We start from the raw sequence: 26,625 nt of genomic DNA on the forward strand, positions 1-26,625 counted from the left end.
AGTTATGTGTCTTTGGTGCTGAAGTTGGCGCTAGCGGCGCGATCCTAGCATTTTTTGTTCCATCGCAAAGCGTTGTTTTCGGGAGTCTTTTAGATGAAATATCGAAGACCGCTTTGGGTCGCTAGCTGCCATCCGCCCCCTGCGTCATGCAGCCACTCCTGCCTGCTTGAACTGGATGATCTCTGCGCCATTCTTGATCTGATCAAGGTAATTGGCCCAAATGCTCATCAATTGCCTGCGCTGCTCCATGTAGTCCGCTCGGTCGTAGGCGGCACCCAGTGGGCCAGACTTACCGTGCGCTAACTGCGCTTCGATCACATCCGCCTGAATACCTGGCAGCCGCTCAATCAAAAGCGTTCTGGCCATGGCTCTGAACCCGTGCGCGGTCATTTCATCGCTGGTGTAGCCAAGCCTTCTAAGTGCCGCCCCCACCGTCGCGTCACTCATGGGCCTCTCCCCGGTGCGTGCGCTGGGGAAAACGTACCGGCCATGGCCAGTGAGCGCGTGAATTTCTTTCAGGACTTCAATCGCCTGTGGAGCCAGCGGCACAAAGTGCGGCCGGCCGTTAATCTTCCCCTCAATCGTTCGCTTCATGCTGGCTGCAGGGATGGTCATCATTGCAGCCTCAAAGTCGATCCACGCCCACTCCATGGCCCTTATGTTGCCCGGGCGCTGGAACAGCAGAGCGGAGAGCAGCAAGGCAGCACGTGTCAAAGGCTGCCCTTGGTAACCGTCAATCGCGCGCATCAACGCGCCTGCAGCCTTGGGATCCAGCACTGCCGCCATGTGCTTTACAACGACTGGCGCCAAAGCTCCGGACAAATCTGGAACCGGGTTTGAGCTACAGCGGCCCGTCTGGATGCCATAGCGAAAGACTTGCCCGGACTGCTCCTTGAGCTTGCTGGCAGTCTCCCTGGCCCCTCGGGACTCCACCTTGCGGAGCACGGTCAGCATCAGGGGAGCGGTGACATCGGGCAGCAGCATTTTGCCCACTGTCGGAAACACATCCTTTTCCATGCTGCGCATCCAGCGCATGGAGTGCCCAGGGCTCCAGCTATCAGCCTTGGTCGCGTGGAACTCCCTGGCCACCGCCTCAAAGGTATTGGCCGCGGCTTGGGTTGACTGCATCTTTTGGACGCGCTTTTGCACACTGGGATCAGCACCCAGAGCCAGCTGCTCCCTGGCCTCATCCCGCTTGCGCCGCGCGTTCGCTAGGCTCACTGCTGGGTAGACACCCAAGGCCAGCGTCTTTTGCTTGCCACCAAAGCGGTAAGCCAAGCGCCAATACTTGCCCGCCTCTTTGACATGTAAGTACAGGCCCTGTGCATCGCTGTGCTTGTCACCGGCAGGCCGGCCTGAGTGCTTGATCTGCTTAACGAAAGTGTCTGTGAGAGGCATACCAACTCCGGGGTGTTGGTACCTACCTTTGTTGGTACGTCACCTACCAACAAAAATACCAACAAAATGATGGGATGGAATGGTATCCAGCAAGACAACGCAGGACAAGAAAAAACCCGCTTCCTCTAGGAGAGAGCGGGTTTTTGAGGTGATGCGAGAGCATCAAAGATGGGTATATGGTGGAGCTGGCGGGAATTGAACCCGCGTCCGCAAGCCTTCGTCAGGCAGATCTACATGTTTAGTGTTCTGATTTTTAATCTCACCCTGTACGCCGCGCAGACACACGCTTCAAACAAGGCCAGCACCCTTGAATCTTGCCCAATACCAAGGTGCCCGGTACCAAGCCAGCTGATGTGAATTCCCTTGCAGCCGAGAGGTATTGCTACCCCTTTGCCCAGCCCATCAGCGTGCTGTTGCAAGGCTCACCGGATTTAAGCGGCGAGTGCGAAACGTTCGTCGTTTGCAGTTAGTTTTTTGAATGGAGATTTACGAGCATCACTCAAGCTCGACATGCACCACACTGATCCCGAACCCACGTCGAAACCAGGACAGCCCCATGAACGTTATTCTAATTCAATCCTAGAAAGCGTGTTAGCTCCAAGGGCGAGTCAATCACAGCATCCGGTGCCCAGGCTGCAACGGAGTCCACACCACCCAGGTAACCATATGAGGCCGCTACAGCCTTCATCCCAGCGGCACGGGCCGCGACCATATCGCGTTCATCATCACCCACATAGATGCATCGACCAGGATCAACGCCCAAGCGTTGAGCAGCTTCCAGCAAAGGGGCAGGATGCGGCTTTGAATAGGCCGTGGTATCGCCACAGATCACCGCACCAGAACTTGCCAGAACTGAGATAGAACGCGCGATGGGCAAAGCAAAGCGCTCTGCTTTATTGGTCACAATCCCCCAGGGCAATGCATTCGCCGTCAAATCCTGTAGCAGAGATTCAACCCCAGAGAATAGTTGGGAATGATGCCCCATACAGCGTTCGTAAGCCCTAAAGAACTCTTCCCTCAGCACATTGAAATCATCGGCTTCCGGCGTGATGCCCAAGGCAATCCGCAACATCCCGCGCGCACCGGTACCTACGAAAGGACGATAGTGCGAATGTTCCAAAGGATGCAGGCCACGATCAATGCGCAGCTGATTGGCTGCGAAGCCAAGATCGGGGGCACTATCGAGCAACGTACCGTCTAGATCAAACAGTACCGCATCGACTTGATGCAACTTCGGACTCATACGTGGGAGCGGCGCGTGGCCAGCATGTAGTTCACACTGCAATCCTCGTTAAGCCAGTAGCGCCCCGTCAACGGGTTGTGCTGCAGACCTCTGGAATGCGTCACAGCAAGCCCGGCCCGACGGCAGAAACCAGCCATTTCACTGGGCTTCAAGAATTTCTCAAATTCATGCGTGCCCTTGGGCAACATATTCAGTACATATTCCGCCGCCACAATCGCCAAGCCATAGGATTTGAGATTGCGATTGATGGTGGAGAAAAACACCCAGCCACCCGGCTTGACCAGTTGAGCGCAGGCCTGCACCACCGATGCAGGATCTGGCACATGCTCCAGCATTTCCATACAGGTCACCACGTCGAAGCTGGCGGGACGCTCTGCCGCCAGAGCTTCAACGGGCACCTCACGGTACTGGATATTGGGAGTTCCCGTCTCCAAGGCATGGAGCTGCGCGACACGCAAGGACTTGGTCGCCAGATCAATCCCCGTCACATGGGCGCCTTTGCGCGCCATGGAATCCGCCAGAATACCGCCACCGCAGCCCACATCCAGCACCTGCTTGCCCTGGAGCGAGGCCAACTCGTCAATCCATCCCAGGCGTAATGGATTGATCATGTGCAGCGGCTTGAACTCGCTTTCCATGTCCCACCAGTGGTGGGCGAGGCTCGAGAATTTTTCCAGCTCTGCTGGATCCACATTGATCGAATCGGTCATGGAAGTGATTGTGCTACGAGTTCAAGACAGAAATAAAAAAGCCCCGTGACCGGGGCTTTTTGACGCAATCTGCGAAAGATTACTTGCGGGTACCGACCACTTCGATTTCCACGCGACGGTTCTTCGCGCGGCCATCCTTGGTCTTGTTGTCGGCCACGGGCTGCTTTTCGCCCTTGCCTTCGGTGTACACGCGGCTCTTGTCGATGCCCTTGGACTCCAGGTAAGCCTTCACAGCTTGAGCACGGCGCTCGGACAGCTTCTGGTTGTAAGCATCGGAACCCACGGAGTCGGTGTGACCGACAGCCACGATCACTTCCAGGTTGATGCCTTGCACCTTGGACACCAGATCGTCCAGCTTGGCCTTGCCTTCGGGCTTCAGCACAGCCTTGTCGAAGTCAAAGAAAGCGTCAGCAGCAAAAGTCACCTTCGAAGCCACAGCAGGAGCTGGAGCAGCAGCGGCAGCTGGAGCAGCAGCGGCTGGAGCAGGAGCGGCAGCCTTCACCAGAGCACCGTCGCAGCCTTCAGCGGCTGTAGCAGGCGTCCAGTTGGCATCGCGCCAGCACAGTTCGTTGGTGCCGTTCTTCCACACCAGTTCGCCGGTGCCGTTTTGCCAGTTGTCGATGGCCTTGCCGCCGTCGGCAGCCTTCACTTGAGCGCCAGCTGCAGTTGCCAGAGCGGCGGAAGCAAAAAGGATCGCTACTTTGTTCAGTTTCTTCATGGTTCTCCTCTTGGGGATTAAGCCGCAGCCGAGCTGCGAAATTCATGCACGTCATCAGTGACTATCACCAAGAACGCTGGAAATCATTGTGCCATACGGAATATTCGATTGGCTCGCTAGCCCTGGTGCTTGAGGTAGGACAAAAGCCTAATGCCGGTGAGATGTTGCCCATCAGCAACAATACATTCCTTCTAAAATGGCCCACTTCGTCGTCATTGCACAACCCTGCACCACTACATGACCCAGTTTGCCAAAGAAACCTTGCCTATCAGCCTTGAAGAGGAGATGCGCCGCAGCTACCTTGATTACGCCATGAGCGTGATTGTGGGGCGCGCCCTCCCCGATGCGCGCGATGGCTTGAAGCCTGTGCATCGACGCGTGCTGTATGCAATGCACGAACTGAACAACGATTGGAACCGCCCGTACAAGAAGTCGGCGCGTATCGTCGGGGACGTGATCGGTAAGTACCACCCGCACGGCGACAGTGCGGTGTACGACACCATCGTGCGCATGGCGCAGGATTTCTCGCTGCGCCACATGCTGGTCGACGGCCAGGGCAACTTCGGCTCGGTCGACGGCGACAGTGCGGCGGCGATGCGTTACACGGAAATCCGCCTGTCCAAGATCGCCCACGAAATGCTGGGTGACATCGACAAGGAAACCGTCGACTTCGGCCCCAACTACGACGGCTCCGAAAGTGAGCCGCTGACGCTGCCCGCGCGCCTGCCCAATCTGCTGGTCAACGGCTCGGCCGGTATTGCCGTGGGCATGGCCACCAACATCCCGCCCCACAACCTGAATGAGGTGGTGGACGCCTGCCTGCACCTGCTGCGCAACCCCGAAGCCAGCGTGGACGACCTGATGGAAATCGTGCCCGCGCCCGACTTCCCCACGGCCGGCATCATCTACGGCATCAACGGCGTTAAGGAAGGCTACCGTACGGGCCGTGGCCGCATCGTGATGCGCGCCAAGGTGCACTTCGAGGACATCGACCGCGGCCAGCGCCAGGCGATCATCGTCGACGAGCTGCCCTACCAGGTGAACAAGAAGACGCTGCAGGAGCGCATGGCCGAGCTGGTGCACGAAAAGCGCATCGAAGGCATCAGCCACATCCAGGACGAGTCGGACAAGTCCGGCATGCGCCTGGTGATCGAGCTCAAGCGCGGCGAAGTGCCCGAGGTGGTGCTGAACAACCTCTACAAGCAGACGCAGTTGCAGGACACCTTCGGCGTCAACATGGTCGCACTGGTTGACGGCCAGCCCAAGCTGTGCAACCTCAAGGACCTGATCCAGGTGTTCCTGCAGCACCGCCGCGAGGTGGTGACCCGCCGCACCGTGTTCGAGCTGCGCAAGGCGCGCGACCGCGGCCATGTGCTGGAAGGCCTGGCCGTGGCGCTGGCCAACATCGACGACTTCATCGCCATCATCCGCAACGCCCCCACGCCCCCCGTGGCCAAGGCCGAGCTGATGACCCGCAGCTGGGACAGCAAGCTGGTGCGCGAGATGCTGACCCGCACCCGCGAAGACGGTGGCGTGGTGAATGCCGACGACTACCGCCCGGAATCGCTGGAGCGCGAATTTGGTCTGGGCCAGGATGGCCTGTACCGACTGTCGGACACACAGGCCCAGGAAATCCTGCAGATGCGCCTGCAGCGCCTGACCGGCCTGGAGCAGGACAAGATCGTGGCCGAGTACCGCGAGATCATGTCCACCATCGAAGACCTGCTGGACATCCTGGCCAAGCCCGAGCGCGTGTCCGTCATCATCGGTGACGAGCTGACCACCCTGAAGGCCGAATTCGGCCAATCCAAGCTGGGCGCGCGCCGCTCCACCATCGAGTACAGCGCGCAGGACCTGTCCACCGAAGACCTGATCACGCCCACCGACATGGTGGTCACGCTCAGCCACACCGGCTACATCAAGAGCCAGCCGCTGTCCGAATACCGCGCGCAAAAGCGGGGCGGTCGCGGCAAGCAGGCCACGGCCACCAAGGAAGACGACTGGATCGACCAGCTGTTCATCGCCAACACGCACGACTACCTGCTGTGCTTCTCCAACCGCGGCCGCATGTACTGGCTCAAGGTCTGGGAAGTGCCCTCGGGCTCGCGCAACTCGCGCGGCCGCCCCATCGTCAACATGTTCCCGCTGCAGGACGGCGAGAAGATCAACGTGGTGCTGCCACTGACCGGCGACAACCGCAGCTTCCCTGAAGACCACTACGTCTTCATGGCGACCAGCATGGGCACCGTCAAGAAGACGGCGCTGACCGAGTTCAGCAACCCGCGCAAGGCCGGCATCATCGCCGTGGGCCTGGACGAAGGCGACTACCTGATCGGCGCGGCACTGACCGATGGCAAGCACGATGTGATGCTGTTCAGCGACGGCGGCAAGGCCGTGCGCTTTGACGAAAACGATGTGCGCCCCATGGGCCGCAATGCCCGCGGCGTGCGCGGCATGAACATCGACGAAGGCCAGAGCGTGATCGCCATGCTGGTGGCCGAAGCCGATGACGGCTCGGGCAACGTCGAGGCCGGCGCGCAAAGCGTGCTGACCGCGACCGAAAACGGCTACGGCAAGCGCACCCACATCAGCGAGTACACCCGCCACGGCCGCGGCACCAAGGGCATGATTGCCATCCAGCAGTCTGAGCGCAACGGCAAGGTCGTGGCCGCCACCCTGGTCGGCGCCGAGGACGAGATCATGCTGATCACCGACAAGGGCGTGCTGGTGCGCACCCGGGTCGCCGAGATCCGCGAGATGGGCCGCGCCACGCAAGGCGTGACGCTGATGGCCCTGGACGAAGGCGCCAAGCTGATCGGCCTGCAGCGCATCGCCGAGAACGATGCCACCGGCACCGACGGCGATGGCGACGGAGAGACGGACAACGGCGAGGCACCGCAGGCGCCCGCCGAGTCCTGAACCACGACACCCCACTGCGCAAGCTGTGGGGTGTTTTTTCGCCTAAGATCGTTTTTTTGATAGCTGCCAGCGCTCCCCTTTCGGCCGTTGGCGCGTGATTTGATTGCCCACCATGAAGCGCCCATTCAATTTCTCTGCCGGTCCCGCCGCCATCCCTGAAGAAGTCCTGCAGCAAGCTGCCGACGAGATGCTCAACTGGGGCGGCTCGGGCATGGGCGTGATGGAGATGAGCCACCGCGGCAAGGAATTCATCAGCATCTACGAGCGCGCCGAGGCCGACCTGCGCACGCTGCTGGCCGTGCCCGCCCACTTCCACATCCTGTTCATGCAGGGCGGCGGCCTGGCCGAGAACGCCATCGTCCCGCTGAACCTGTCCAAGGGTGGCACGGTGGACTTCGTGGTCACCGGCAGTTGGAGCCAGAAGTCCTTCAAGGAAGCCGGCAAGTACGCCCGCCAGCACCTGGCCGCCAGCGGCGAGGCCAGCGGCTTCACCAGCGTGCCCGACGCGGCCAGCTGGCAGCTGTCCCAGGACGCTGCCTACGTGCACCTGTGCAGCAACGAGACCATCCACGGCGTGGAGTTCCAGCAGCTGCCCGACCTGCAGGCCCTGGGCTGCGATGCACCGCTGGTGATCGATTTTTCGTCCAACGTCGCCTCGCGCCCGCTGGACTGGAGCCGCGTCGGCCTGGCCTTCGGCGGCGCGCAGAAGAACATCGGCCCCGCCGGCCTGACCATCGTCATCGTGCGCGATGACCTGCTGGGCCAGGCGCTGGACATCTGCCCCTCGGCCTTCAACTACAAGACCGTGGCCGACAACCAGTCCATGTTCAACACCCCCCCGACCTGGGGCATCTACATGGCGGGCCTCACCTTCCAGTGGCTGCTGCGCCAGACCGAGGGCGACCTGCACGGTGTGGCCGCGATGGAAGCGCGCAACCGCGCCAAGGCCGAACTGTTTTACCAGTACCTGGACAACTCTCAGCTGTACCTGAACAAGGTGGATGCCACCTACCGCTCGCGCATGAACATCCCTTTCTTCCTGCGCGACGAAAGCCGCAACGATGCTTTCCTGGCCGGCGCCAAGGCCGCCGGCCTGCTGCAGCTCAAGGGCCACAAGTCCGTGGGCGGCATGCGTGCCAGCCTGTACAACGCCATGCCCCTGGCTGGCGTGCAGGCCCTGGTGGCCTACATGCAGGAATTCGAGCGCACCAGCGCCTGAGCCTGCCCCGGTGCCCCCCGCACGGGACACACATAAAAATGAGCTGTCAGCGCTTGATGGTTCAAGGTTTCAGAGGTTTTTTCACCTGAACCGCTTGAAACACCTGCGCAGACAGCTCTGAATTTTGAGGATGCCATGAGCACAGAACCGCAAGCCAGCCCCGAGCTGCTGAAGCTGCGCAACGAAATCGACAGCCTGGACCGCCAGCTGCTGAGCCTGGTGAACCAGCGCGCCCACGTGGCCGAACAGGTCGGCGAGCTGAAGAAGCAGGAAGGCACGGCCTTCTTCCGCCCCGACCGCGTGGCCCAGGTCATTGAGAAGATCAAAAGCAACAACCCCGGCCCGCTCAAGGGCGCGCACGTGGCCGCCATCTGGCGCGAGATCATGTCCGCCTGCCTGGCGCTGGAATCGCCCCAGCGCGTGGCCGTGCTCGGCCCGGAAGGCACCTTCACCGAGGAAGCCGCCGTGCAGTACTTCGGCGCGCCGCCGACTTCCTGTACTGCAACACCTTCGAGGAAGTCTTCCACGCCACGGCCGCCGGCAGCGCCCAATACGGCGTGGTGGGCGTCGAGAACTCCACCGAGGGCGTGGTCAACCGCACGCTGGACATGTTCCGCAACACGCCCTGCCACATCGTGGGCGAGGTCAGCCTGCTGATCCGCCACCACCTGCTGCGCAGCACGAATACGCTGGAAGGCATCGAGGTCGTGGCCGCCCACCCCCAGGCCCTGGCCCAGTGCCACGCCTGGCTGTCCAAGCACCTGCCGCACGCCGAGCGCCGCCCGGTCGAGAGCAACGCCGAGGGCGCGCGCCTGGCGGCCCTGCACCCCACCTGGGCCGGCATCAGCAGCGAGCGGGCCGCCCAGCAGTTCGGCCTGCACATCGTCAGCCACGCCATCCAGGACGACGCCTACAACCGCACGCGCTTTGCCATCATCTGCCTGCCGCACACCCTGGCCACGCCAGCGCCCACGGGCAAGGACTGCACCAGCCTGGTCATCTCCGTGCCCAACCGTCCCGGCGCCGTGCACGACCTGCTGGTGCCGCTGAAGAAGCACGGCGTGTCCATGACGCGCTTCGAGTCGCGCCCGGCCCGCACCGGCCAGTGGGAGTATTACTTCTACATCGACCTGGAGGGCCACCCCGCCCAGCCCCACGTGGCCCAGGCCCTGCAAGAGCTGCAAGCGCTGTCCGCCTTCTACAAGGTGCTGGGGACCTACCCCGTGCCAGCGTGAGGAGGCTGCATGTTTGAACAGTTAGGCCTGATCGGCTGTGGCCTGATGGGCGGCTCCTTCGCCCTGGCGCTGAAGAAAGCCGGCCTGGTCCAGCGGGTGGTGGGCTACAGCAAGTCCCCCACCACCACGGCCCGCGCCCTGCAGATGGGCGTGATCGATGTCGAGGCGCCCTCCGCCCTGCTGGCCGCCGCCGGCGCCGACCTGGTGCTGCTGGCCGTGCCCGTGGGGGCGACCGAGGCCACGCTCAAGTCCATCAAGCACCTGGTCACGCCCGAGATGCTGATCATGGACGTCGGCTCCACCAAGGCCGACGTGGTGCAGGCCGCGCGCAACGCGCTGGGCAGCCAGATTGCCAGCTTTGTGCCCGCCCACCCCAACACCGGCAAGGAAGTGGCCGGCGTGGAGCACGCCGACGCCGAGCTGTACCGCGGCGCCAAGGTCATCCTGACCCCCACCGAGCGCACGCTGACCAGCCACCTGCACAAGGCCGAAGCCCTGTGGCAGGCCCTGGGCTGCGACGTGCGCAGCATGTCGCCCGAGACGCACGACGCCGCCTTCGCCACCGTCAGCCACCTGCCCCACATGCTGGCCTTTGCGATGATGCACAGCGTCATCGGCCAGCCCCAGGCCGACGCCTTCCTGAGCGTCGCCGGCCCCGGCTTTCGCGACTTCACACGCATCGCCGCCGGCGATCCGGCGATGTGGCGCGACATTCTGATGGCCAACAAGGACGAGGTGCTGGCCCAGGCCCAGCATTTCCAGCGCGCCCTGCAGGCCTTCGAGCAGGTGCTGCACACGGGTGACGCCCAGGCCCTGGAGGCCATGATCACCCTGGCCAGCACCGCGCGGGCACAGTGCCGCTTCCTTCCGCCCACAGCCACCACGCCCACGGCCTGAACCTTTGAATTTCACGCATGTACCAGACCGCCTTTCTTGACCTGCCCCACCTGGCCACCGCCAGCGGCAGCGTGCAACTGCCCGGCTCCAAAAGCATTTCCAACCGCGTGCTGCTGCTGGCCGCCCTGAGCGCCGGCACCACCACCATCCACGACCTGCTGGACTCGGACGACACCCGCGTGATGCTGGCCGCGCTGCGCGAGCTGGGCTGCCAGGTCACGCCCGCCCAGGTCACCCCGGGCCAGCCGGTGCAGATCACCGGCATCGACGGCGCCCTGCCCAACAATGCGCGCGCGCAACTGTTCCTGGGCAATGCCGGCACCGCCATGCGCCCGCTGACGGCAGCCCTGGCCGTGCTGGGCGGCCACTTCGAGATGACCGGCGTGCCGCGCATGTACGAGCGCCCCATCGGCGATCTGGTCGATGCCCTGCGCCAGCTGGGCTGCCACATCGACTACCTGGGCAACCCCGGCTTCCCACCGCTGCGCATCGGCCAACCCAACTTCAGCCAGCTGGGCAATGCCCCCATCGCCGTGCGTGGCGATGTCTCCAGCCAGTTCCTGACCGCGCTGCTGATGGCACTGCCCCTGCTGGCCAGCGACAGCGACATCTGCATCGAGGTGGTGGGCGAACTGATCTCCAAGCCCTACATCCACATCACGCTGGAGCTGCTGGCGCGCTTTGGCATCACCGTGCGCAACGAGGGCTGGCAGCGCTTCGTGATTCCGGCCGGCAGCCGCTACCAGTCGCCTGGCGACATCCACGTCGAGGCCGACGCCTCCTCCGCCAGTTATTTCATAGCACTCGGCGCCATCGCCACTGGCGCTGGCGGCCAAAACGGCATCCAAGTGCTAGGCGTGGGCCAGGACTCCATCCAGGGTGACATCCGCTTTGTCGAAGCCGCCCAGGCCATGGGCGCCCAGGTGACCAGCGGCCCCAACTGGCTGCACATCACGCGCGGCGCCTGGCCCCTGAAGGCCATCGACCTGGACTGCAACCACATCCCCGACGCGGCCATGACCCTGGCCAGCATGGCCCTGTACGCCGACGGCACCACCACGCTGCGCAACATCGCCAGCTGGCGCGTGAAGGAGACCGACCGCATCGCCGCCATGGCCACCGAGTTGCGCAAGCTGGGCGCCACGGTGGAGGAAGGCGCAGACTTCATCCGCATCACGCCCCCTGCAACGGCGGCCGACTGGCGCGCTGCCAGCATCCACACCTACGACGACCACCGCGTGGCCATGTGCTTCTCGCTGGCGGCCTTCAACCCCGCCGGCCTGCCGGTGCGCATCGAAGACCCCAAGTGCGTGGCCAAGACCTTCCCGGACTATTTCGAGGCCTTCTTCGGCGTGGCCCAGGCCTCGCGCCCCACCCCCGTGATCTGCATCGACGGCCCCACGGCCTCGGGCAAGGGCACCATCGCCGGTCTGGTGGCCGAACGCCTGGGCTTTGCGCTGCTGGACTCGGGCGCCCTCTACCGCATCACCGGCCTGGCCGCCGCGCGCGCCGGCATCGCGCTGACCGAGGACAACGCCCCAGCGATCGCCGACCTGATCCGCCGCTCCCGCATCGGCTTCACACCCGATCAGCGCGTGCTGCTGAACGGCGAGGACATCTCCCTGGCCATCCGCACCGAGGACGCCAGCATGAACGCCTCGCGCGTGGCCGTCTTCCCCGCCGTGCGCGAGGCCCTGCTGCAGGTGCAGCGCGATTTCCGGCGGCTGCCCGGCCTGGTCGGCGATGGCCGCGACATGGGCACCGTGATCTTCCCGGACGCCCCGCTGAAGGTCTACCTGACGGCCACCGCCGAGTGCCGCGCCGAGCGCCGCTACAAGCAATTGATTTCCAAAGGGCTTTCTGCTAACATGGCAGACCTTTTGGCGGACCTTCAGGCCCGCGATGCCCGTGACATGAATCGCGCTGCAGCGCCCTTGAAACCCGCAGAAGACGCCCTTCACCTGGACAACTCCGAAGGCACGATTGAGCAAGCCGTGCAGCAGATCTTGACCTGGTGGGAGCAGCGCCAGCCTTTTGCGCCCCGCGCTTGAGACTGGCACCCGGCCCGCACACCACATTCGCGCCGTTGACGCACTGGTGATGCGGTTTGCAACCCTTTAACCCCGCAGGTTTTGCCTGCACCTCCGCCTACAGCCTTAAAAACGCGCAGCAATGGTGCTGCCGGAAATCTGTAAGCGGGTAAGGATCTACATGTCTGAATCTTTTGCAGCCCTTTTCGAAGAATCGTTGCAACGCACTGAAATGCGTCCCGGCGAAGTCATTACCGCTGAAGTCGTGCGCGTTGAGCACAACTTCGTGGTGGTGAACGCTGGCCTGAAGTCGGAAGCCTATGTGCCAATCGACGAGTTCAAGAACGACCAGGGCGAAATCGAAGTCCAAGTGGGTGACTTCGTGTCCGTGGCCATCGGCTCGATCGAAAACGGCTACGGCGACACCATCCTGTCGCGCGACACCGCCAAGCGTCTGGCCTCCTGGCTGTCGCTGGAAAAGGCGCTGGAATCCGGCGAATTCGTGACCGGCACCACCTCCGGCAAGGTCAAGGGCGGCCTGACCGTTCTGGTCAACGGCATCCGCGCATTCCTGCCCGGTTCGCTGATCGACACACGTCCCGTCAAGGATCTGACTCCTTACGAAAACAAGACCATGGAATTCAAGGTCATCAAGCTGGACCGCAAGCGCAACAACGTTGTGCTGTCGCGTCGCGCTGTGGTGGAAGCCTCCATGGGCGAAGAGCGCGCCAAGCTGATGGAAACCCTGAAGGAAGGCGCCATCGTGCAAGGCGTGGTCAAGAACATCACCGAATACGGTGCGTTCGTGGACCTGGGCGGCATCGACGGCCTGCTGCACATCACCGACATGGCATGGCGCCGCGTGCGTCACCCTTCCGAAGTGGTGACCGCTGGCCAGGAAATCACTGCCAAGATCCTGAAGTTCGACACCGAAAAGAACCGCGTGTCCCTGGGTCTGAAGCAAATGGGCGACGACCCATGGATGGGCGTGGCTCGCCGCTATCCTTCCAACACCCGCCTGTTCGGCAAGGTCACGAACATTGCCGACTACGGCGCATTCGTGGAACTGGAACCCGGCATCGAAGGCCTGGTGCACGTTTCCGAAATGGACTGGACCAACAAGAACATCGCTCCTTCCAAGCTGGTTTCGCTGGGTGACGAAGTGGAAGTGATGGTTCTGGAAATCGACGAAGACAAGCGTCGCATCTCCCTGGGCATGAAGCAATGCAAGGCCAACCCTTGGCAAGAATTTGCTCAGAACACCAAGCGCGGCGACCGCGTGAAGGGCCCCATCAAGTCCATCACCGACTTCGGCGTGTTCGTGGGCCTGGCTGCCGGTATCGACGGCCTGGTGCACCTGTCTGACCTGTCTTGGAACGAAACCGGCGAAGCCGCCGTGCGTAACTACAAGAAGGGCCAGGAAGTCGAAGCCATCGTGTTGGGCGTGGACGTCGAGCGCGAGCGCATCTCCCTGGGCATCAAGCAGCTGGACAGCGACCCCTTCACCACGTTCGCTACCGTGAACGACAAGGGCCAGATCGTGACCGGCAAGGTCAAGACCGTGGACCAGCGTGGCGCTGAAATCGATCTGGGCGACGACATCGTGGGTTACCTGCGCGTGTCCGAACTGTCCCGCGATCGCGTGGAAGACGCCCGTTCCGTGCTGAAGGAAGGCGACGAAGTGACCGCTGTGGTGATCAACGTGGATCGCAAGACCCGCAACATCCAGCTGTCCATCAAGCAAAAGGACATGGCTGAGCAGCAAGAAGCCATGGCTTCCCTGTCGGCCCAGTCCTCCAAGGAAAATGCCGGCACCACCAGCCTGGGCGCACTGCTGCGCGCCAAGCTGGACGCTGACAAGTAAAGTCTGCACCTGATTCACAGGTAGCAAGACCCCGGCGGGCGCTGTCACGGCGCCCGCCGTCTTTTCCAGGTACTGCTTGGGATAATTGCTTCATGACCCGATCTGACTTAGTTGAAGAGCTGGCCGCACGTTTTGCCCAACTCACACAGCGCGATGCCGAGCAGGCCGTCAAAACCATCCAAGATGCCGTGAGCGATGCCCTGGTGCATGGCCAACGCATCGAGATCCGTGGCTTTGGCAGCTTCTCCGTGTCCCGCCGCCCTGCGCGCATTGGCCGCAATCCCCGCAGCGGTGAATCGGTCCACATCCCCGAAAAGCGGGTGCCGCATTTCAAACCCGGCAAGGCCTTGCGCGAAGCCGTGGACTTCCAGAGCGCACCTGCCACCACCCCGACCGCAGACTGACGTCCTGCGCGCGAGACATCCCTACGAATTGCCCGCCTGCCGCCCTGTGCGCCTAAAATCCAGGGCAACAAGGAAGGGCTCGCATGAAATACCTGCTGTGGCTGCTCAAGGCGGCCATTTTTTTCACCCTGTTCGCCTTCGCGCTCAACAACCAGCAAACCGCCACCGTGCACTTTTTCTTTGGCACGCAATGGCAGGCGCCGCTGGTGCTGGTGGTGCTGGCCGCCTTTGTCGGCGGACTGGTGGCCGGCGTGCTGGTGATGGTGCCGCGCTGGTGGAAACAGCGCAGCACGGCCGCCAAGCTCAGCCAGACCGTGGCCGAGCCCGAAGCCCAGGCCGCAGCGCCCGCCCCCACCGAACCAATCCCCCCGACGATCCATGGAATTTGACCTCAGCTGGATTCTTCTCGGCCTGCCCGTGGCTTTCGCCCTCGGCTGGCTGGCCTCGCGCATGGACTTGCGCCAAGTGCGCCAGGACAACCGCCAGGCGCCGAAGGCTTATTTCAAAGGCCTGAACTTCCTGCTCAACGAGCAGCAGGACAAGGCCATCGACGCCTTCATTGAAGCGGTGCAGAACGACCCCGAGACTGCGGACCTGCACTTCGCACTGGGCAATCTGTTCCGTCGCCGCGGTGAATACCACCGCGCCGTGCGCGTACACGAACACCTGCTGTCGCGCGCCGACCTGGGCAAAGACGACCGCGAGCGCGCCCAGCACGGCCTGGCCCAGGACTTTCTGAAAGCCGGTCTGCTGGACCGCGCCGAAGAAGCGCTGCGCCGCCTGGAAGGCACGGCCTACGAGGCCGAAGCCCGCCTGGCCCTGCTGGCCATCTACGAACGCTCGCGCGACTGGGCGCAGGCGGCCGAGATCGCGCGCCGCATGCAGGCCGCCAACCAGGGCGACTTCAGCGGCCGCCTGGCGCACTACCTGTGCGAACAGGCGACCGAGCAGGCCAGCCACGCCCAGCTGGACACCGCCAGCCAGTTGCTGCACGAGGCCGTGCGCACGGCCCCGCAGACCCCACGCCCACGCATCGAGTTGGCACGCATCCAGCACCGCCTGAGCCAGTCGCACGACGCCTGGAAGACGCTGGAGGAACTGGCCCAGACCACGCCCCAGGGCCTGCCGCTGGCCGTGCCGTTGATGCTGGAGGTGGCGGCCGCCACGGGCCAGCAGGCCGCGGCGGCGCAACTGCTGCGCGCCCGCTACGCCCAATCGCCCTCGCTGGATCTGCTGGATGCCCTGGTGGCGCTGAACACCACGCCCACCGAAGGCCAGGGCGATCGCCGCGACTGGTACGTGCACCACCTGGGCCTGGAGCCCTCGCTGGTCGCCGCCACCAAATGGCTGGCCGGTGAACCCCTGACGCACGAAGAGCACCACCCCGCCGTGCAAAAGGCGCTGGAGCACGCCAGCAAGCCCCTGAGCCGCTACCGCTGCGCCGCCTGCGGCTTCGAGGCACGCCAGCACTTCTGGCACTGCCCGGGCTGCCAGAGCTGGGACAGCTACCCCGCCCGCCGCGTCGAAGAGCTGTAAGCCGCACCATCCTCCGGCAAGAAAAAGAGAGCTGTACGCGCTGGTATCACGACCATTTCAGATGCATAAGTATCTGAAACCGTGAATTGACCAGCGCAGACAGCTCTCTTTTTTCAGCGTTCACACGCAATGATTGTGCGTATGCTGCTGCCATGGAACGCCCCCTCACCCTGCTCATCGTCTACCACACGCACACCGGCGGCACCCGCCAGATGGCCGAGGCCGTGCGCCAGGGCGCGCAGCAGGCACAGCCCGAAGTCGATGTGCGCCTGCTGCACGCCCGCGACGCCGGTCCGCAGGATGTGCTGCAGGCCGACGGCTATGTCTTTGCCACCCCGGAGAACCTGGCGGCCATCAGCGGCCTGCTGAAGGATTTCTTCGACCGCAGCTATTACGCAGTCCTGGACCGCATCAATGGCCGTCCCTACGCCACCCTGGTCTGTGCAGGCAGCGACGGCAGCAACGCCGCCCGCCAGATCGCCCGCATTGCCACGGGCTGGCGCCTCAAGCCCGTGGCCGAGCCCCTGATCGTCTGCACCCACGCCCAGACACCCGAGGCGATTGCTACCCCCAAACAACTCAGTGCGGCCGCGCTGGAACCCTGCCAGGCCCTGGGCGCGGTCCTGGCCAGCGGCCTGTACCTGGGCATTTTCTAGCCCATCTCCACCGCTCCTCCCCAGGCCATCGACCGCACGATGGCCCACAGCGCCAGCCACTGGGCGCCACGCCCGCGGCGCTGGTGCATAGTCACACCCCATGCAATCGAACACCTTCTTTGGACCCCACCTGCGGCTGGTCGGCATGGCCGTGCTGTGGGGCGCCTCCTGGCCTGCGGGGCGCATCATCGCCCAATCCATGCCCCCTCTGGCGGGCGCCTGCCTGCGTTTCGCACTGGCTGCGCTGGTGCTGATTCCCTGGATGTACTGGGCCGGCGGCTTTGCCCAGCTGCGGCACTGGAGCCCCCAGCGCTGGCTGGGCATGCTGGCAGCCGGTGCCACCGGCGTCTTTGGCTACGCGGCGTTCTTCCTGTCGGGCCTGCAGCACCTGCCGGCTGGCAAGGCGGCCCTGGTGATCACCCTGAATCCAGTCATGACCTTGCTGATGGCCGCCTGGCTGTTCAAGGAACGCCTGAACCCCACGATTGCCATCGGCATGCTGCTGGCCGTGGTGGGCGCGGTGGTCGTGATCTCGCACGGGCAACCGCTGGGCATTCTGCAAGGCAGCATCGGCCTGGGTGAGCTGCTGATTCTGGGCTGCGTGGTGTGCTGGGTGCTGTACACCCTCATCGGCCGCTGGATGCTGACCGGTGTGGACGCCCTGTCCACCACCGCCGTCACCAGCACCATCGGCGCCGCCATGCTGCTGGCGGCCAGCCTGATCGTCGAAGGCCCCGGCAGCCTGGGCCTGGCCTGGCACAGCGGTGGCACCGCCTGGGGCGCCCTGCTGTTCCTGGCCTTTGGCGCCACCGCGCTGGCCTATGCCTGGTACTTCGACGGCGTCAAGGCGCTGGGCGCGGGCGCGGCCTCGGGCTACATCACCCTGGTGCCGCTGTTCGGCGTACTGATCTCGGCGCTGCTGCTGGGTGAAACCATCGATACGCCCATGCTGGTGGGCGGCGCGATGGCGATTGCCGGTACCGCGGTCATGACCTGGGGACGCCGCTGACCGCTGAGGCCTTGCACAGCGCCAGTTCTGGCGCTGTGCACGCACATTCCAGTCGACACACCCACAGACAACGCACCAAAAACGAAAGGGCTAGATCTTGCGATCTAGCCCTTCAATTTTGGTCGGAGCGGCGGGATTCGAACTCGCGACCCTCTGCTCCCAAAGCAGATGCGCTACCAGACTGCGCTACGCTCCGACAAGCTAAAAGTATAACTGATTTTCAAGGCGCCAAAAGAAATGCGCCGCACTTTGGCACCCCACATCGATAGGCGCACCACGATGCCTTGCGGCTGGGCGGCGTGCTGGTCTGCTCCTGCCCATGCTTAAAGAGCGGCGCCCCCATCGCCCGGACATGCCCGCGCCTGCCGGGATCACCCAACCAAGGTGCCGCAGGCCTGTACTGCCGGCACCCATCGATTGCGCGCGCACCTGCCCAGCCACAGTGGTTAGGATGGCAGTTTTGCCTCTGAAGGTCTGAACCTGTGTCTGAAACTTACCTCGGGAGCTGCTTGTGCGCAAAGGTCTGCTACAGCTTGCATTCAGCGCCCCAAGCGGTCACCCACTGCCATTGCAGCCAGTGCCAGAAAAGCCATGGCGCAGCCTTTGCGACCTACGGCGCCGTTCCGCGTCACGACTTGCAGATCACCGCCGGCGACACCGACCTGCGCGCCTACGCGTCGTCGGCCACGGTGTGGCGCCAGTTCTGTGGGCATTGCGGGTCCTCGCTGTTCTGGTCCCGCACCCACGGCAACTGGAGTGACTGGATCTGCATCGCCCTGAGCACGCTGGACTCGGCCTTCATGCCCCAGCAGCAAAAGCACGTGCATATGGCCTCCAAGCCCACCTGGTCCGACTTTGGCGCAGCGTGTGCGCACGGGGAGTGACGCCATGACCGGTTTCCCAACACCATCCCGCCGCCGACTCCTGCAGTGCACCGCACTGTGGATGGCGGCGTGCAGCGGCTTCAGCGGTCAGGCCGTTCGGGCCCAAGACCTCGCCAGCCCGGTCGGCACCTACCAGCTCCAGGGGGTGAGAGAAATGGTCTCGGCCATCCAGCTGCGCGCCGATGGCACCTACAAGTTTCTCCTCATCTATGGCTCGGCGGATGAAACCGATGTGGGAACCTGGGAAAAACGGGGCCAGCAGATTGTGCTGAACTCCACAGCCTCCTCCACGGATCCGCAGTTCGAACTCGTCCGCTCCAGCCAGGCCAGCCACCCCGGTGCACGCGTCGTATTCCTGGAGGAAGGCACACCCATGGCGTCCTACATCACCAGCGTTCACTTCGAGTCGGACGGGCAGGCGTTCACGGCCGACCACCTCACCCAGGATTCCCTGGAGGCCGGGGACGTTGCGCCCCCGATCGACAGCATCCACCTGAGCCTGCATGGGGTCTTCAGGTATTACCCAGAGACGGTCCTGGTCCCGGCGCACCCCACCCACAACCACTTCACGGTGCGGGCCCGCCTTGGCAATTACGGCGCAGTGCGCTTTGACCATGCGGCGCTTCAACTGACGGGGCACGCGCTGACCTTGACGCTGCCCCACGCCACGCAAGAGTTCACCTACGTGCGACGCCAGAAAGCCCGATAGACAACCCGCAGCTCCTGGCCAGGCCATCGCGGCCTTGCAGCGCACTGTGCCGTTCAAGCCACCTGCTTGGCGTTGCGGTCCGGCGCCACCACCACACAGTTGCGCCCCCGGCCCTTGGCGTCATACATGGCCAAATCGCTGCGCCGCATCAGGGAGGACAGGGTTTCATTGCCATCGGGCGCAATCGCGATGCCGACGCTGACGGTCGGCGCCACCACGTCATCGTCCAGCGGGCAGCGCACCTTGGCCACAGCCATGCGCAAGCGCTCCGCCGCCGCCATCGCGGCGTCCAGCGCCGTCTGCGGCATCAGCACGGCGAACTCCTCGCCGCCCAGGCGCGCCAGACAATCGCTGGTGCGCACCATGTCCACAAACACGCTGGACACGGCCTTGAGCACCTCATCACCGGCCAGATGGCCGTAGGTGTCATTGATCTGCTTGAAATGGTCAATGTCCACCATCAGCAGCGCGACCGGCTGCTGGTAGCGCGCATGGCGCTCCAGCTCATTGCGTGCCGTGGTGATGAAGTGGTCACGGTTCTTCAAGCCGGTCAGCCCGTCGGTCTTGAGCTGCTGCTCCAGTTCGCGGATCAGTTCACTGTTGCGCTCGCGCAGCACCAGGGTTTCGGTCGAACTGGCATGAATTTTCAAGCCGACCATCAGCATCAAGGCGATGTAGAAGATGCCCAGCAGCGCCAGGCCGGCGCTGAACAGCGTGCCATCCAGCACAGGCGGGGCCACCAGGGCCACCGTCGGCGCCACCAGATCAGACATCAGCAGCCGGCGGTGCGGGTTGCTCATCACCACCGTCAAGGAGATCAGGCCCACATGCACCAGCATCACAAACATCAGGCTGGTCAGGTTGCCGGGCACATAGGCCCACACCACGATGGACGACCACATGGCCATGTGGACGCCATGCGCCCAGGCGATGCGGCGCACCCACACGGCCTCATCCAGTGGCTTCGCCGCGCGGCGAAACTGCAGGTAGACACAGGTGTAGACCGCAATCGCCACCAACTCCAGCCCCGCCCACAGCACAGCCTGCCAGACCGGCACCCACAGCGTCAGCAACGCCGCCACCACCAGCGTCAACGGTGGTGCCAGATAGCGGTCATGCAAATGGTTATCGATGTAGAGGCTGAGCTGGTGCCATCGCACACGGGCCTGCTGGGCGTCTTTCATAGCTCTCCCGAAGGCGCCCACACCACCAACGGTGAGAGCTGTATACAAAAGCCCACGATGCTAGCGCATCGACGCTTTCCAGCCTGCACCGCCAATCGCATGGCCAGCTGCACGTGGAACCTTGATCACACAACCCCGTCACCGCCCACCGGATGCGCCAAGACCAGCGGCTTTGCCATGGCTCACCATCGAATTGCATTTTTAATAGCTGTCAGCACTGATTAGATAAGCGCTAGAGGCTGATTTCTCTTCATTTTTTGGCACTTCTCCTGGAATCCCGTTGCAATTCCAGTGCAGCGCTTGGGACCATCCGCCGGGTCGTGGTGCCCCAACGCAAAATTGCGCTCCCATAGATTCCCGCCCTCCTTGGACGGCGTGCGCGACGCAGTGCTCGCCGAGCACACATGAGGCATCGTCTTGATGCCCGTCGCACACGCAGGGGCGCAGCATGCCGCACTGCGCCAGCAAAGACCGTGCCGGCGCAGCGCCTCCCACGCATGGACTGGCGCTCGGCGTGGGGTGGAATGCGCCCTGCACCGACAGGCACAACGCAGGGGGGCTTGGAAGATGGGCCGAGGCTGAAGACCCGCTGCGGTATCCACCGTGCACTTCACCGCAGCCACCGGGAGCAACGTCATGCTCGAAGACAACGCAGATTTCAAGACCATCCACCACGCCCACCCGCACATCGGGAAGCAGCTGCTGGCTTTATGGGGGCAGCCGGGGTTCCTGCCCTACATGCAATCGCTCACACGCGATGACCGCCCGAGCGTGCGACAGGGCTTTGCCGACAATGTGTTCCTGGCCTTGCACAGGCTGTCGGAACAACACCGGCGCGCCTACCCCGACTACCGGCTGGAGAGCAAATACGACCCCTGGGCGACCTCGGTCGGCACACCCCACACACGCTGAACGCCCCGCACTCAGTGGCCCAGGCAAAAGCCTCCGGCACAAATGGAAATCATGGACGGCATCGGCGGCATGGGCCGGTCCTCTTCCAGCTGCGCGGTGGCGGGTGGTGGAGTGCTGGGCGGTGCGACCGCACTCTCCAGAGGGGGTGTCCTCGGACGGACATCGGCTGGCGGCTCGGCAGGATGCCCCTCGCTGGCGAGCAGGTCGTTGCCATCACTTGGCTGCGTCGGCGAAGCCTGCGCCGGCACAGCCCGCGAAGCGGGCGCCACGCGCCGCGGCGGCTGGGGCTGCGTCGGACGCACCCGCTCCTCCCAGGCCGAGTTTTTGTGCAGAACCGCGCCATCGTAGACGCAGGGTTTGTCGGTGAAGATCGGACCCTCAGGTCCTGGACATCGCCACACCTGGGCAGATGCAGCGCCATGCCACGCCAGCAACGCACAGCAGGCCAAGCGCGATAACCAGCGCATACCAATTCCTCCTGCGCAAATTGTAAGAAAAACTTACAAAGTGACGCAGCAAAAGATGGGAACGACCTTGACGCAAGGCATGGGCGGCCTGCGGCTACAAGGGCGAGCGCCCCGGCATGGATGCCTGACCGGGCCACAGCGTCAATGCCGCGCCCAGCCATAAAGGCGGAAAACCCACGAGCACGGCCAAAACCACCGCCATGCCGGAAGCCCCATCCCCCCAGCGAAGCAGCAACAACACCACCAGCCCGCGGACGACCTTCTGCCGCGCGCGCCCACTCAGTTTCTGGGCCAACCAGCGCACCAACCACCGGCCCAGTACCGAAGCCAGAATAACCACCTGGGCCAAACCGAACAGAAAGACGAGTGCGAAAAAGGCTGGTCCGTCGCCACCACCAGGGTTGGCCTCCAGGTACTGCAACGCCAGGACCGCCAAGACGACCAGCAGCACAGCGACCACGGCCAGCGCAGCGCCAAATTGACGCCGACCGGGAAGCAATGCCGGCAGCGAACACCCCAGCAGCAACAGCACAATGACAACCGCTGGCATGGATTCAGGCACCACCTTGGTCAGCATGGCCTGACGTACCGTCGCGATCCGCAAGCCAGCGCATGAAATCCACGCCACTCATGGCCTTGGCAAAAAGCCAGCCCTGCGCTTCTTTGAAGCCCAAATTGGCCAACCACTGGCGCTGATCCTCCTCTTCCACCCCTTCGGCAATCAGCTCCAGACCCAGGGCATCCGCCATCGCCGCAATCGCGCGAACAATCGCCTGGTCCGACGGTGTAGTCACCACATCGTGCACAAAGGCGCGGTCCACCTTGAGCCGGTTCAAGGGCAGCAGCTTGAGCATGGACAGCGAGGAATAGCCCGTCCCGAAGTCGTCGAGGGCAATCTGAATGCCCAGGTCGGCAATGCGGGTCAGGCGCTGCTCCACCTGTGGCACACGCTGCAGGGCGGTCTCGGTGACTTCGATCTCCAGATCCTGCGGTTGGAGGCCTGCCTCCTTGAGTTCACGCGCCAGCACATCGATGAATGTGTCGTCCTGCAACTGCAAGGCCGACACGTTGATGGCCAGCCGCCCTTGCACCAGCCCCGCACGGCACCATTCGGCCCAAGTGGCCAGCGATTGGCGCAACACCCAGGTTCCCAGGGGGCGGATGATTCCACTCTCTTCGGCCACGGGGATGAAGCGGTCTGGCCCCACCTGCCCCAGCTGCACCGAAGTCCAGCGCAGCAGCGCTTCCGCCCCGACCACACGCCGTCCGTCCAGCGACACCTGGGGCTGCCAATGCAGACTCAGTTCACCGTTGAGCATGGCCTGCAGCAAACCCTGCTCGATCGCCAGCCGTTCATTGGCCACTTCGGCCATGCGGGGGTGATAGCGCTCAAAGCGATTGCGCCCCGCAGTCTTGGCGGCATACATGGCGATATCGGCGCTGCGCAACAAAGAGTCGGCCGTGTCCCCGTCGCGCATAAAGACAGCCACCCCGATGCTGGCAGAAACCTGGACCGACGACCCCGGCACCAGGTCCAGGGGAATCTGCATGACCTGCAGCAGGCGCTGGGCCAGCCCTTCAATATCGCTGTCATGGGCGCAATGCACCAAGAGCACGAATTCACCCCCGCCCAGCCGGATTGCCTGATCCCCTTGCCGCAACACCCCACGGATGCGATCGGCCACCACCACCAGCAACGAATCCCCGATTTCATGGCCCAGGCTGTCGTTGATCACCTTGAAGCCATCCAAGTCGATGAACATCAAGACCCACTCGGCCTCATCGCCAGGCTCGGCGGCAGGCAGATTAGCCAGGACCTCCCGCAACTGGTTGCGGTTGCCAAGCCCTGTCAGAGGATCGTGGTACGCCAGGTGACGCACCCGGCTCTCAGCCATGCGCAAGGCAGAAATATCCGTGAAGGTCAGCACCCGGTGCGTCACGTTGCCTGAATCATCTCGCACAGGGGCCACGTGCTCCCAGGCCGGGAAGCTGGTGCCGTCGTGGCGCAGGCAAACGACTTCGGCGTGACCCAGAAAGTCAATCGGCGTTCCGTTCAACAGCTCCCGGTCACTGCCACGGCGCGCATGCAGGAACTCATTCGGGTGCCGCCCGCGAATGTCCGCGTTGGGCCAACCAGTGAGCCGCGTGAATGCCGGATTGGCTGTGGTCACCCGCCCTTCGGGGTCGAGAATCAGGATGGCATCGGCCGCCGACTCGAACACCACGGCCGCCTGACGCAAGGCTTCTTCACGCTCCACCTCGCGCGTCACATCCCGGCAGACCCCCACCACAGCCTGCTCGCTGACCACATAGCCCGCGTGCACCTCCATCCATCCCAGCCGCTCTTCGCCATTCATGCGTCGCCAACGCGTCAGCAAGTGCAGGTCTTCACCGTCTTCCAGCAATTTGTGGACTTTGTTCTGGGAATCATGGGTGAGGTGCTGCAGGAACTGCTCCACTCCCATCCGCAGCCCGCGCAGCGCCTTGTCGGCAATCGGCGGAAAGTGCCCATCGATCTCCACCAGGTCCGCCCCCTCAGTCAGTGTGACCACCCCCATGCGCGCGTTGTCGAGCGCCAAGCGCAATCGCCGCTCCGCCTGCAGTCGCTCGCGCGATGCGCGCACCCGCGCCAGCGCCATCTGCACCGTGGCGTTCAACTCTCGCTGCTGCACTGGTTTGACCAGGTACCCATACGGCGCAACGGCGCTGGCGCGGCGCAAGATTTCATTGTCGGCATACGCGGTCAGGAAGATCACCGGCACATCGGCAAAACGTGTCAGCTCGACGGCCGCATTGATGCCATCGCCCCCCGCTTCGAGGTTGATGTCCATCAGCACCAGATCCGGGCGGTATGACATCGCCATGCGGACCGCATCGGCCTCGGTGGCCACGGTGGACACCACTTCAAAGCCCAAGGCTTCAAGCGTCAGCTTGAGGTCCAGTGCAACGATCCGCTCATCCTCCACGATCAAGAGCCGGGCGGTAGGGCTCAGATCGGATGCGTTCGGGATGCTGTTCATCGTAGGGGGGCACGCAATCGCAGTTGAAGGGTGAAAGTGGCGCCCGGAGCGCCGGATGGGGGCCATTGGATGGTGGCTTGCAACTGCTCGGTCAGCAGGCCAATCAGGCTGAAGCCCAGGCTGGAAATCGTGCCCTGGCTGGCGCCATCCGGTAGCCCAACGCCCGTGTCCGAGACGGTGATCGTGATCTGGCCCGCTGCCTCACGCGCACTCACCACCACCTCGCCGGCACGGCCTGCCGGAAAACCGTGCTTGAGCGCATTGGTCAGCAGCTCATTGACCACCAGGGCCACTGGCACGGCCTGCTGCAGGTCAATACTGATGCCCGAATCAGGGACGTCCGCACGCATTTGCACGCGCCGCAGCAGATCCCCGTGCGCATCGCGCAGGCTGCCCACCAAACGCTTCAGGTACGGCCCGAGTTCCAGGGACGAGTAATCGTTGCGCTCGTACAAGAGTTGGTGCGTCAAGGACATCGCCATGACACGGTTCTGGCTGTCCTGCAAGGCTTGCTGCACTTCGGATACCGCCGTGCGCGACTGCAGACGCAACAGGCTCGCGATGATCTGCAGATTGTTCTTCACCCGGTGGTGCACTTCCTGCAGCAGCACCGTGCGCTCCCGCAAAGCGGCCTCGATGCGATGCTGATCGGCCAAGCGATCCGAGATGTCGATGGCGGAAGCGATCAGGTTGGTGATCACATCCTGGTCATCGCGCATCGGCACCAGCATGAAGTCCAGGGTCATGCGCGTATCACCGGCCATGCGCACCGTCACATCTTCACGGACCACCTGGCCCTGCGCGACCCGGTTGATCGCGTTGCGCAGCCAATCCTGTATGTCCGTCGAATAGTTCCACCAAAAAGTGTCCCAGAATGGCCGTCCCAGTACGTCCTGCGCCTGAATGCCGGCGGCATCCAACGGCGCACGGTTGGCCTCAATCAGCGTCCCATCCGGCTGCATCACCCCCACAAAGGCAAACAGGCTGTCAAGCACACGGCGCAGGTGCTTCTCGCTGTTGGACAGCGCGCGCTCGGCGCGCAGCTTGGCGGTCAGATTGACCGCTTGCACATACACCCCGCCGACACTGCCGTCGGGCAAATGAATGGGGGAATAGCTGGCTTCCCACTCACTCAATCCACCCGGGGAGTTGGGCGTCTCGACGCTCACATGCAGATTGCCTTGCACCACCCCTTGATCCAGCACGGAGCGCAGCAGGGGCTCCAGGGTGGGAAAGGCATCGGGGAGTACCTCCTGGACAGTGCGGCCTATGTGCGACTGTGTCGATCGCCCGTTGAAGTCGGCAAGGGTCTGGTTGATGAATACGTAGCGCAAATCCTTGTCAAGGACGGCCTTGCCCACAGGCGACTCGGCACTGAACATGGCGCACATGGACGCAAGCCAAAGCGGGTTCAACGCATCAAGTGGTAGCACATATTCACCTGAGTTTTCAACGCTGATGTGCCCAGTATGTGCCAAAAATCAAGCGCGCGAGGGTGTGCAAAATTTTGTGTAAACGGCCAATCAACAGCCGGCGCAAGCCGGCCTGTCCGTAAACACTATGAACACCAAGAAACACGACGTACCCGAAGAACTGCTGTCTGGCCTGCTG

The 26,625-nt window shown here is 63.4% G+C and carries 21 protein-coding genes, 1 tRNA gene, 1 other RNA gene and 1 pseudogene; 14 read left to right on the plus strand and 10 right to left on the minus strand.

The genetic code is table 11. The annotated features are described in order from the left end of the window. Nucleotides 1-144 precede the first annotated feature (144 nt). The 5 genes from SJH88_RS12205 to ompA all read right to left on the minus strand — a co-directional run bounded on the left by SJH88_RS12205 (nucleotide 145) and on the right by ompA (nucleotide 4,069). Nucleotides 145-1,398 carry a tyrosine-type recombinase/integrase gene (locus SJH88_RS12205; RefSeq protein WP_274754645.1) on the minus strand — a complete coding sequence of 418 codons (1,254 nt, stop codon included), beginning with the start codon at nucleotides 1,396-1,398 and terminating at the stop codon, nucleotides 145-147. Between the two features lie 177 nt (nucleotides 1,399-1,575). Continuing rightward, nucleotides 1,576-1,954: a transfer-messenger RNA gene (ssrA, locus tag SJH88_RS12210) on the minus strand. Nucleotides 1,955-1,966: 12 nt separating this feature from the next. Beyond that, nucleotides 1,967-2,641, minus strand: a complete 675-nt coding sequence (gene gph / locus SJH88_RS12215) for a phosphoglycolate phosphatase (RefSeq protein ID WP_081888975.1) — start codon at nucleotides 2,639-2,641, stop codon at nucleotides 1,967-1,969. Further along, a complete protein-coding gene (ubiG, locus tag SJH88_RS12220) occupies nucleotides 2,638-3,351 on the minus strand; it encodes a bifunctional 2-polyprenyl-6-hydroxyphenol methylase/3-demethylubiquinol 3-O-methyltransferase UbiG (protein WP_042417083.1) in 714 nt (237 codons plus the stop codon). Before ubiG ends, gph begins: the two co-directional genes overlap by 4 nt. Before the next feature lie 79 nt (nucleotides 3,352-3,430). Beyond that, nucleotides 3,431-4,069: an outer membrane protein OmpA gene (gene ompA, locus SJH88_RS12225; protein WP_042417086.1), complete on the minus strand. Its 639-nt coding sequence runs from the start codon at nucleotides 4,067-4,069 to the stop codon at nucleotides 3,431-3,433. A gap of 237 nt (nucleotides 4,070-4,306) precedes the next feature. Here ompA and gyrA point away from each other — a divergent pair, with 237 nt between their 5' ends. The 11 genes and pseudogenes from gyrA (at nucleotide 4,307) to SJH88_RS12280 (ending at nucleotide 17,838) form a co-directional block, all read left to right on the plus strand. Next, the gene (gene gyrA, locus SJH88_RS12230; protein ID WP_274754646.1) at nucleotides 4,307-6,988 is read left to right on the plus strand and encodes a DNA gyrase subunit A; all 2,682 of its coding nucleotides are present in this window, start codon (nucleotides 4,307-4,309) and stop codon (nucleotides 6,986-6,988) included. 112 nt (nucleotides 6,989-7,100) lie between these two features. After that, the gene (serC, locus tag SJH88_RS12235) at nucleotides 7,101-8,207 is read left to right on the plus strand and encodes a 3-phosphoserine/phosphohydroxythreonine transaminase (protein ID WP_274754647.1); all 1,107 of its coding nucleotides are present in this window, start codon (nucleotides 7,101-7,103) and stop codon (nucleotides 8,205-8,207) included. 135 nt (nucleotides 8,208-8,342) lie between these two features. Further along, nucleotides 8,343-9,442, plus strand: a pseudogene (pheA, locus tag SJH88_RS12240) (prephenate dehydratase). 9 nt (nucleotides 9,443-9,451) lie between these two features. Then, nucleotides 9,452-10,339: a prephenate dehydrogenase gene (locus SJH88_RS12245; RefSeq protein ID WP_270152253.1), complete on the plus strand. Its 888-nt coding sequence runs from the start codon at nucleotides 9,452-9,454 to the stop codon at nucleotides 10,337-10,339. A 17-nt stretch (nucleotides 10,340-10,356) separates the two neighbouring features. Continuing rightward, complete coding sequence (locus SJH88_RS12250) at nucleotides 10,357-12,390, plus strand: bifunctional 3-phosphoshikimate 1-carboxyvinyltransferase/cytidylate kinase (RefSeq protein WP_270152252.1); 2,034 nt, start codon at nucleotides 10,357-10,359, stop codon at nucleotides 12,388-12,390. A 160-nt stretch (nucleotides 12,391-12,550) separates the two neighbouring features. Next, nucleotides 12,551-14,233 carry a 30S ribosomal protein S1 gene (rpsA, locus tag SJH88_RS12255; RefSeq protein WP_042417105.1) on the plus strand — a complete coding sequence of 561 codons (1,683 nt, stop codon included), beginning with the start codon at nucleotides 12,551-12,553 and terminating at the stop codon, nucleotides 14,231-14,233. Nucleotides 14,234-14,325: 92 nt separating this feature from the next. Beyond that, the gene (locus SJH88_RS12260) at nucleotides 14,326-14,637 is read left to right on the plus strand and encodes an integration host factor subunit beta (protein ID WP_270152251.1); all 312 of its coding nucleotides are present in this window, start codon (nucleotides 14,326-14,328) and stop codon (nucleotides 14,635-14,637) included. Nucleotides 14,638-14,720: 83 nt separating this feature from the next. After that, entirely contained in the window at nucleotides 14,721-15,026 is a 306-nt protein-coding gene (locus SJH88_RS12265) for a LapA family protein (RefSeq protein WP_270152250.1), read from the plus strand. Next, complete coding sequence (gene lapB, locus SJH88_RS12270; protein ID WP_234688153.1) at nucleotides 15,016-16,173, plus strand: lipopolysaccharide assembly protein LapB; 1,158 nt, start codon at nucleotides 15,016-15,018, stop codon at nucleotides 16,171-16,173. Before SJH88_RS12265 ends, lapB begins: the two co-directional genes overlap by 11 nt. A gap of 152 nt (nucleotides 16,174-16,325) precedes the next feature. Continuing rightward, a complete protein-coding gene (locus SJH88_RS12275; RefSeq protein ID WP_274754648.1) occupies nucleotides 16,326-16,829 on the plus strand; it encodes a flavodoxin family protein in 504 nt (167 codons plus the stop codon). Between the two features lie 100 nt (nucleotides 16,830-16,929). Next, nucleotides 16,930-17,838 (plus strand): DMT family transporter, encoded by a 909-nt coding sequence (locus tag SJH88_RS12280; protein WP_210930698.1) that lies wholly within the window; start codon nucleotides 16,930-16,932, stop codon nucleotides 17,836-17,838. Between the two features lie 119 nt (nucleotides 17,839-17,957). Here SJH88_RS12280 and SJH88_RS12285 read toward each other — a convergent pair. Beyond that, nucleotides 17,958-18,034, minus strand: a tRNA-Pro gene (locus SJH88_RS12285). 286 nt (nucleotides 18,035-18,320) lie between these two features. On the opposite strand from SJH88_RS12285, the gene SJH88_RS12290 reads away from it, so the two are divergent. Together SJH88_RS12290 and SJH88_RS12295 are read left to right on the plus strand one after the other, a co-directional pair. Continuing rightward, complete coding sequence (locus SJH88_RS12290; RefSeq protein WP_274754649.1) at nucleotides 18,321-18,722, plus strand: GFA family protein; 402 nt, start codon at nucleotides 18,321-18,323, stop codon at nucleotides 18,720-18,722. A 4-nt stretch (nucleotides 18,723-18,726) separates the two neighbouring features. Beyond that, the gene (locus SJH88_RS12295) at nucleotides 18,727-19,431 is read left to right on the plus strand and encodes a hypothetical protein (protein WP_210930696.1); all 705 of its coding nucleotides are present in this window, start codon (nucleotides 18,727-18,729) and stop codon (nucleotides 19,429-19,431) included. A 53-nt stretch (nucleotides 19,432-19,484) separates the two neighbouring features. Here the strand turns inward: SJH88_RS12295 and SJH88_RS12300 are convergent, their stop codons facing one another. Next, nucleotides 19,485-20,615: a GGDEF domain-containing protein gene (locus SJH88_RS12300; RefSeq protein WP_274754650.1), complete on the minus strand. Its 1,131-nt coding sequence runs from the start codon at nucleotides 20,613-20,615 to the stop codon at nucleotides 19,485-19,487. A 603-nt stretch (nucleotides 20,616-21,218) separates the two neighbouring features. Between SJH88_RS12300 and SJH88_RS12305 the strand changes: the two genes are divergently transcribed. Continuing rightward, the gene (locus tag SJH88_RS12305) at nucleotides 21,219-21,527 is read left to right on the plus strand and encodes an HMG-box domain-containing protein (protein WP_274754651.1); all 309 of its coding nucleotides are present in this window, start codon (nucleotides 21,219-21,221) and stop codon (nucleotides 21,525-21,527) included. A 561-nt stretch (nucleotides 21,528-22,088) separates the two neighbouring features. Here SJH88_RS12305 and SJH88_RS12310 read toward each other — a convergent pair. From SJH88_RS12310 to SJH88_RS12320, 3 genes are read right to left on the minus strand one after another with little or no spacing between them, the layout of a single operon-like run. Then, a complete protein-coding gene (locus SJH88_RS12310) occupies nucleotides 22,089-22,571 on the minus strand; it encodes a hypothetical protein (RefSeq protein ID WP_274754652.1) in 483 nt (160 codons plus the stop codon). Beyond that, the gene (locus SJH88_RS12315; protein ID WP_274754653.1) at nucleotides 22,549-25,014 is read right to left on the minus strand and encodes a two-component system response regulator; all 2,466 of its coding nucleotides are present in this window, start codon (nucleotides 25,012-25,014) and stop codon (nucleotides 22,549-22,551) included. The genes SJH88_RS12310 and SJH88_RS12315 overlap by 23 nt, the downstream gene beginning before the upstream one ends. Next, nucleotides 25,011-26,375: a sensor histidine kinase gene (locus tag SJH88_RS12320; protein WP_274754654.1), complete on the minus strand. Its 1,365-nt coding sequence runs from the start codon at nucleotides 26,373-26,375 to the stop codon at nucleotides 25,011-25,013. The genes SJH88_RS12315 and SJH88_RS12320 overlap by 4 nt, the downstream gene beginning before the upstream one ends. Nucleotides 26,376-26,625: the final 250 nt, after the last annotated feature.

It is taken from the genome of Comamonas sp. GCA5, assembly GCF_036541385.1.
In the GTDB taxonomy this organism is placed as follows: domain Bacteria; phylum Pseudomonadota; class Gammaproteobacteria; order Burkholderiales; family Burkholderiaceae_C; genus Comamonas; species Comamonas aquatica.

Excerpts from the sequence above, each read along its gene's own strand:
- SJH88_RS12310 (WP_274754652.1), bottom strand. The coding sequence starts at position 22,571 with ATGCTGACCAAGGTGGTGCCTGAATCCATGCCAGCGGTTGTCATTGTG.
- SJH88_RS12315 (WP_274754653.1), bottom strand. The coding sequence starts at position 25,014 with ATGAACAGCATCCCGAACGCATCCGATCTGAGCCCTACCGCCCGGCTC.
- SJH88_RS12275 (WP_274754648.1), top strand. The coding sequence starts at position 16,326 with ATGGAACGCCCCCTCACCCTGCTCATCGTCTACCACACGCACACCGGC.
- SJH88_RS12250 (WP_270152252.1), top strand. The coding sequence starts at position 10,357 with ATGTACCAGACCGCCTTTCTTGACCTGCCCCACCTGGCCACCGCCAGC.
- ubiG (WP_042417083.1), bottom strand. The coding sequence starts at position 3,351 with ATGACCGATTCGATCAATGTGGATCCAGCAGAGCTGGAAAAATTCTCG.
- SJH88_RS12260 (WP_270152251.1), top strand. The coding sequence starts at position 14,326 with ATGACCCGATCTGACTTAGTTGAAGAGCTGGCCGCACGTTTTGCCCAA.
- SJH88_RS12205 (WP_274754645.1), bottom strand. The coding sequence starts at position 1,398 with ATGCCTCTCACAGACACTTTCGTTAAGCAGATCAAGCACTCAGGCCGG.
- ompA (WP_042417086.1), bottom strand. The coding sequence starts at position 4,069 with ATGAAGAAACTGAACAAAGTAGCGATCCTTTTTGCTTCCGCCGCTCTG.
- SJH88_RS12300 (WP_274754650.1), bottom strand. The coding sequence starts at position 20,615 with ATGAAAGACGCCCAGCAGGCCCGTGTGCGATGGCACCAGCTCAGCCTC.
- lapB (WP_234688153.1), top strand. The coding sequence starts at position 15,016 with ATGGAATTTGACCTCAGCTGGATTCTTCTCGGCCTGCCCGTGGCTTTC.
- rpsA (WP_042417105.1), top strand. The coding sequence starts at position 12,551 with ATGTCTGAATCTTTTGCAGCCCTTTTCGAAGAATCGTTGCAACGCACT.
- SJH88_RS12280 (WP_210930698.1), top strand. The coding sequence starts at position 16,930 with ATGCAATCGAACACCTTCTTTGGACCCCACCTGCGGCTGGTCGGCATG.
- gph (WP_081888975.1), bottom strand. The coding sequence starts at position 2,641 with ATGAGTCCGAAGTTGCATCAAGTCGATGCGGTACTGTTTGATCTAGAC.
- SJH88_RS12245 (WP_270152253.1), top strand. The coding sequence starts at position 9,452 with ATGTTTGAACAGTTAGGCCTGATCGGCTGTGGCCTGATGGGCGGCTCC.
- serC (WP_274754647.1), top strand. The coding sequence starts at position 7,101 with ATGAAGCGCCCATTCAATTTCTCTGCCGGTCCCGCCGCCATCCCTGAA.
- gyrA (WP_274754646.1), top strand. The coding sequence starts at position 4,307 with ATGACCCAGTTTGCCAAAGAAACCTTGCCTATCAGCCTTGAAGAGGAG.
- SJH88_RS12295 (WP_210930696.1), top strand. The coding sequence starts at position 18,727 with ATGACCGGTTTCCCAACACCATCCCGCCGCCGACTCCTGCAGTGCACC.
- SJH88_RS12265 (WP_270152250.1), top strand. The coding sequence starts at position 14,721 with ATGAAATACCTGCTGTGGCTGCTCAAGGCGGCCATTTTTTTCACCCTG.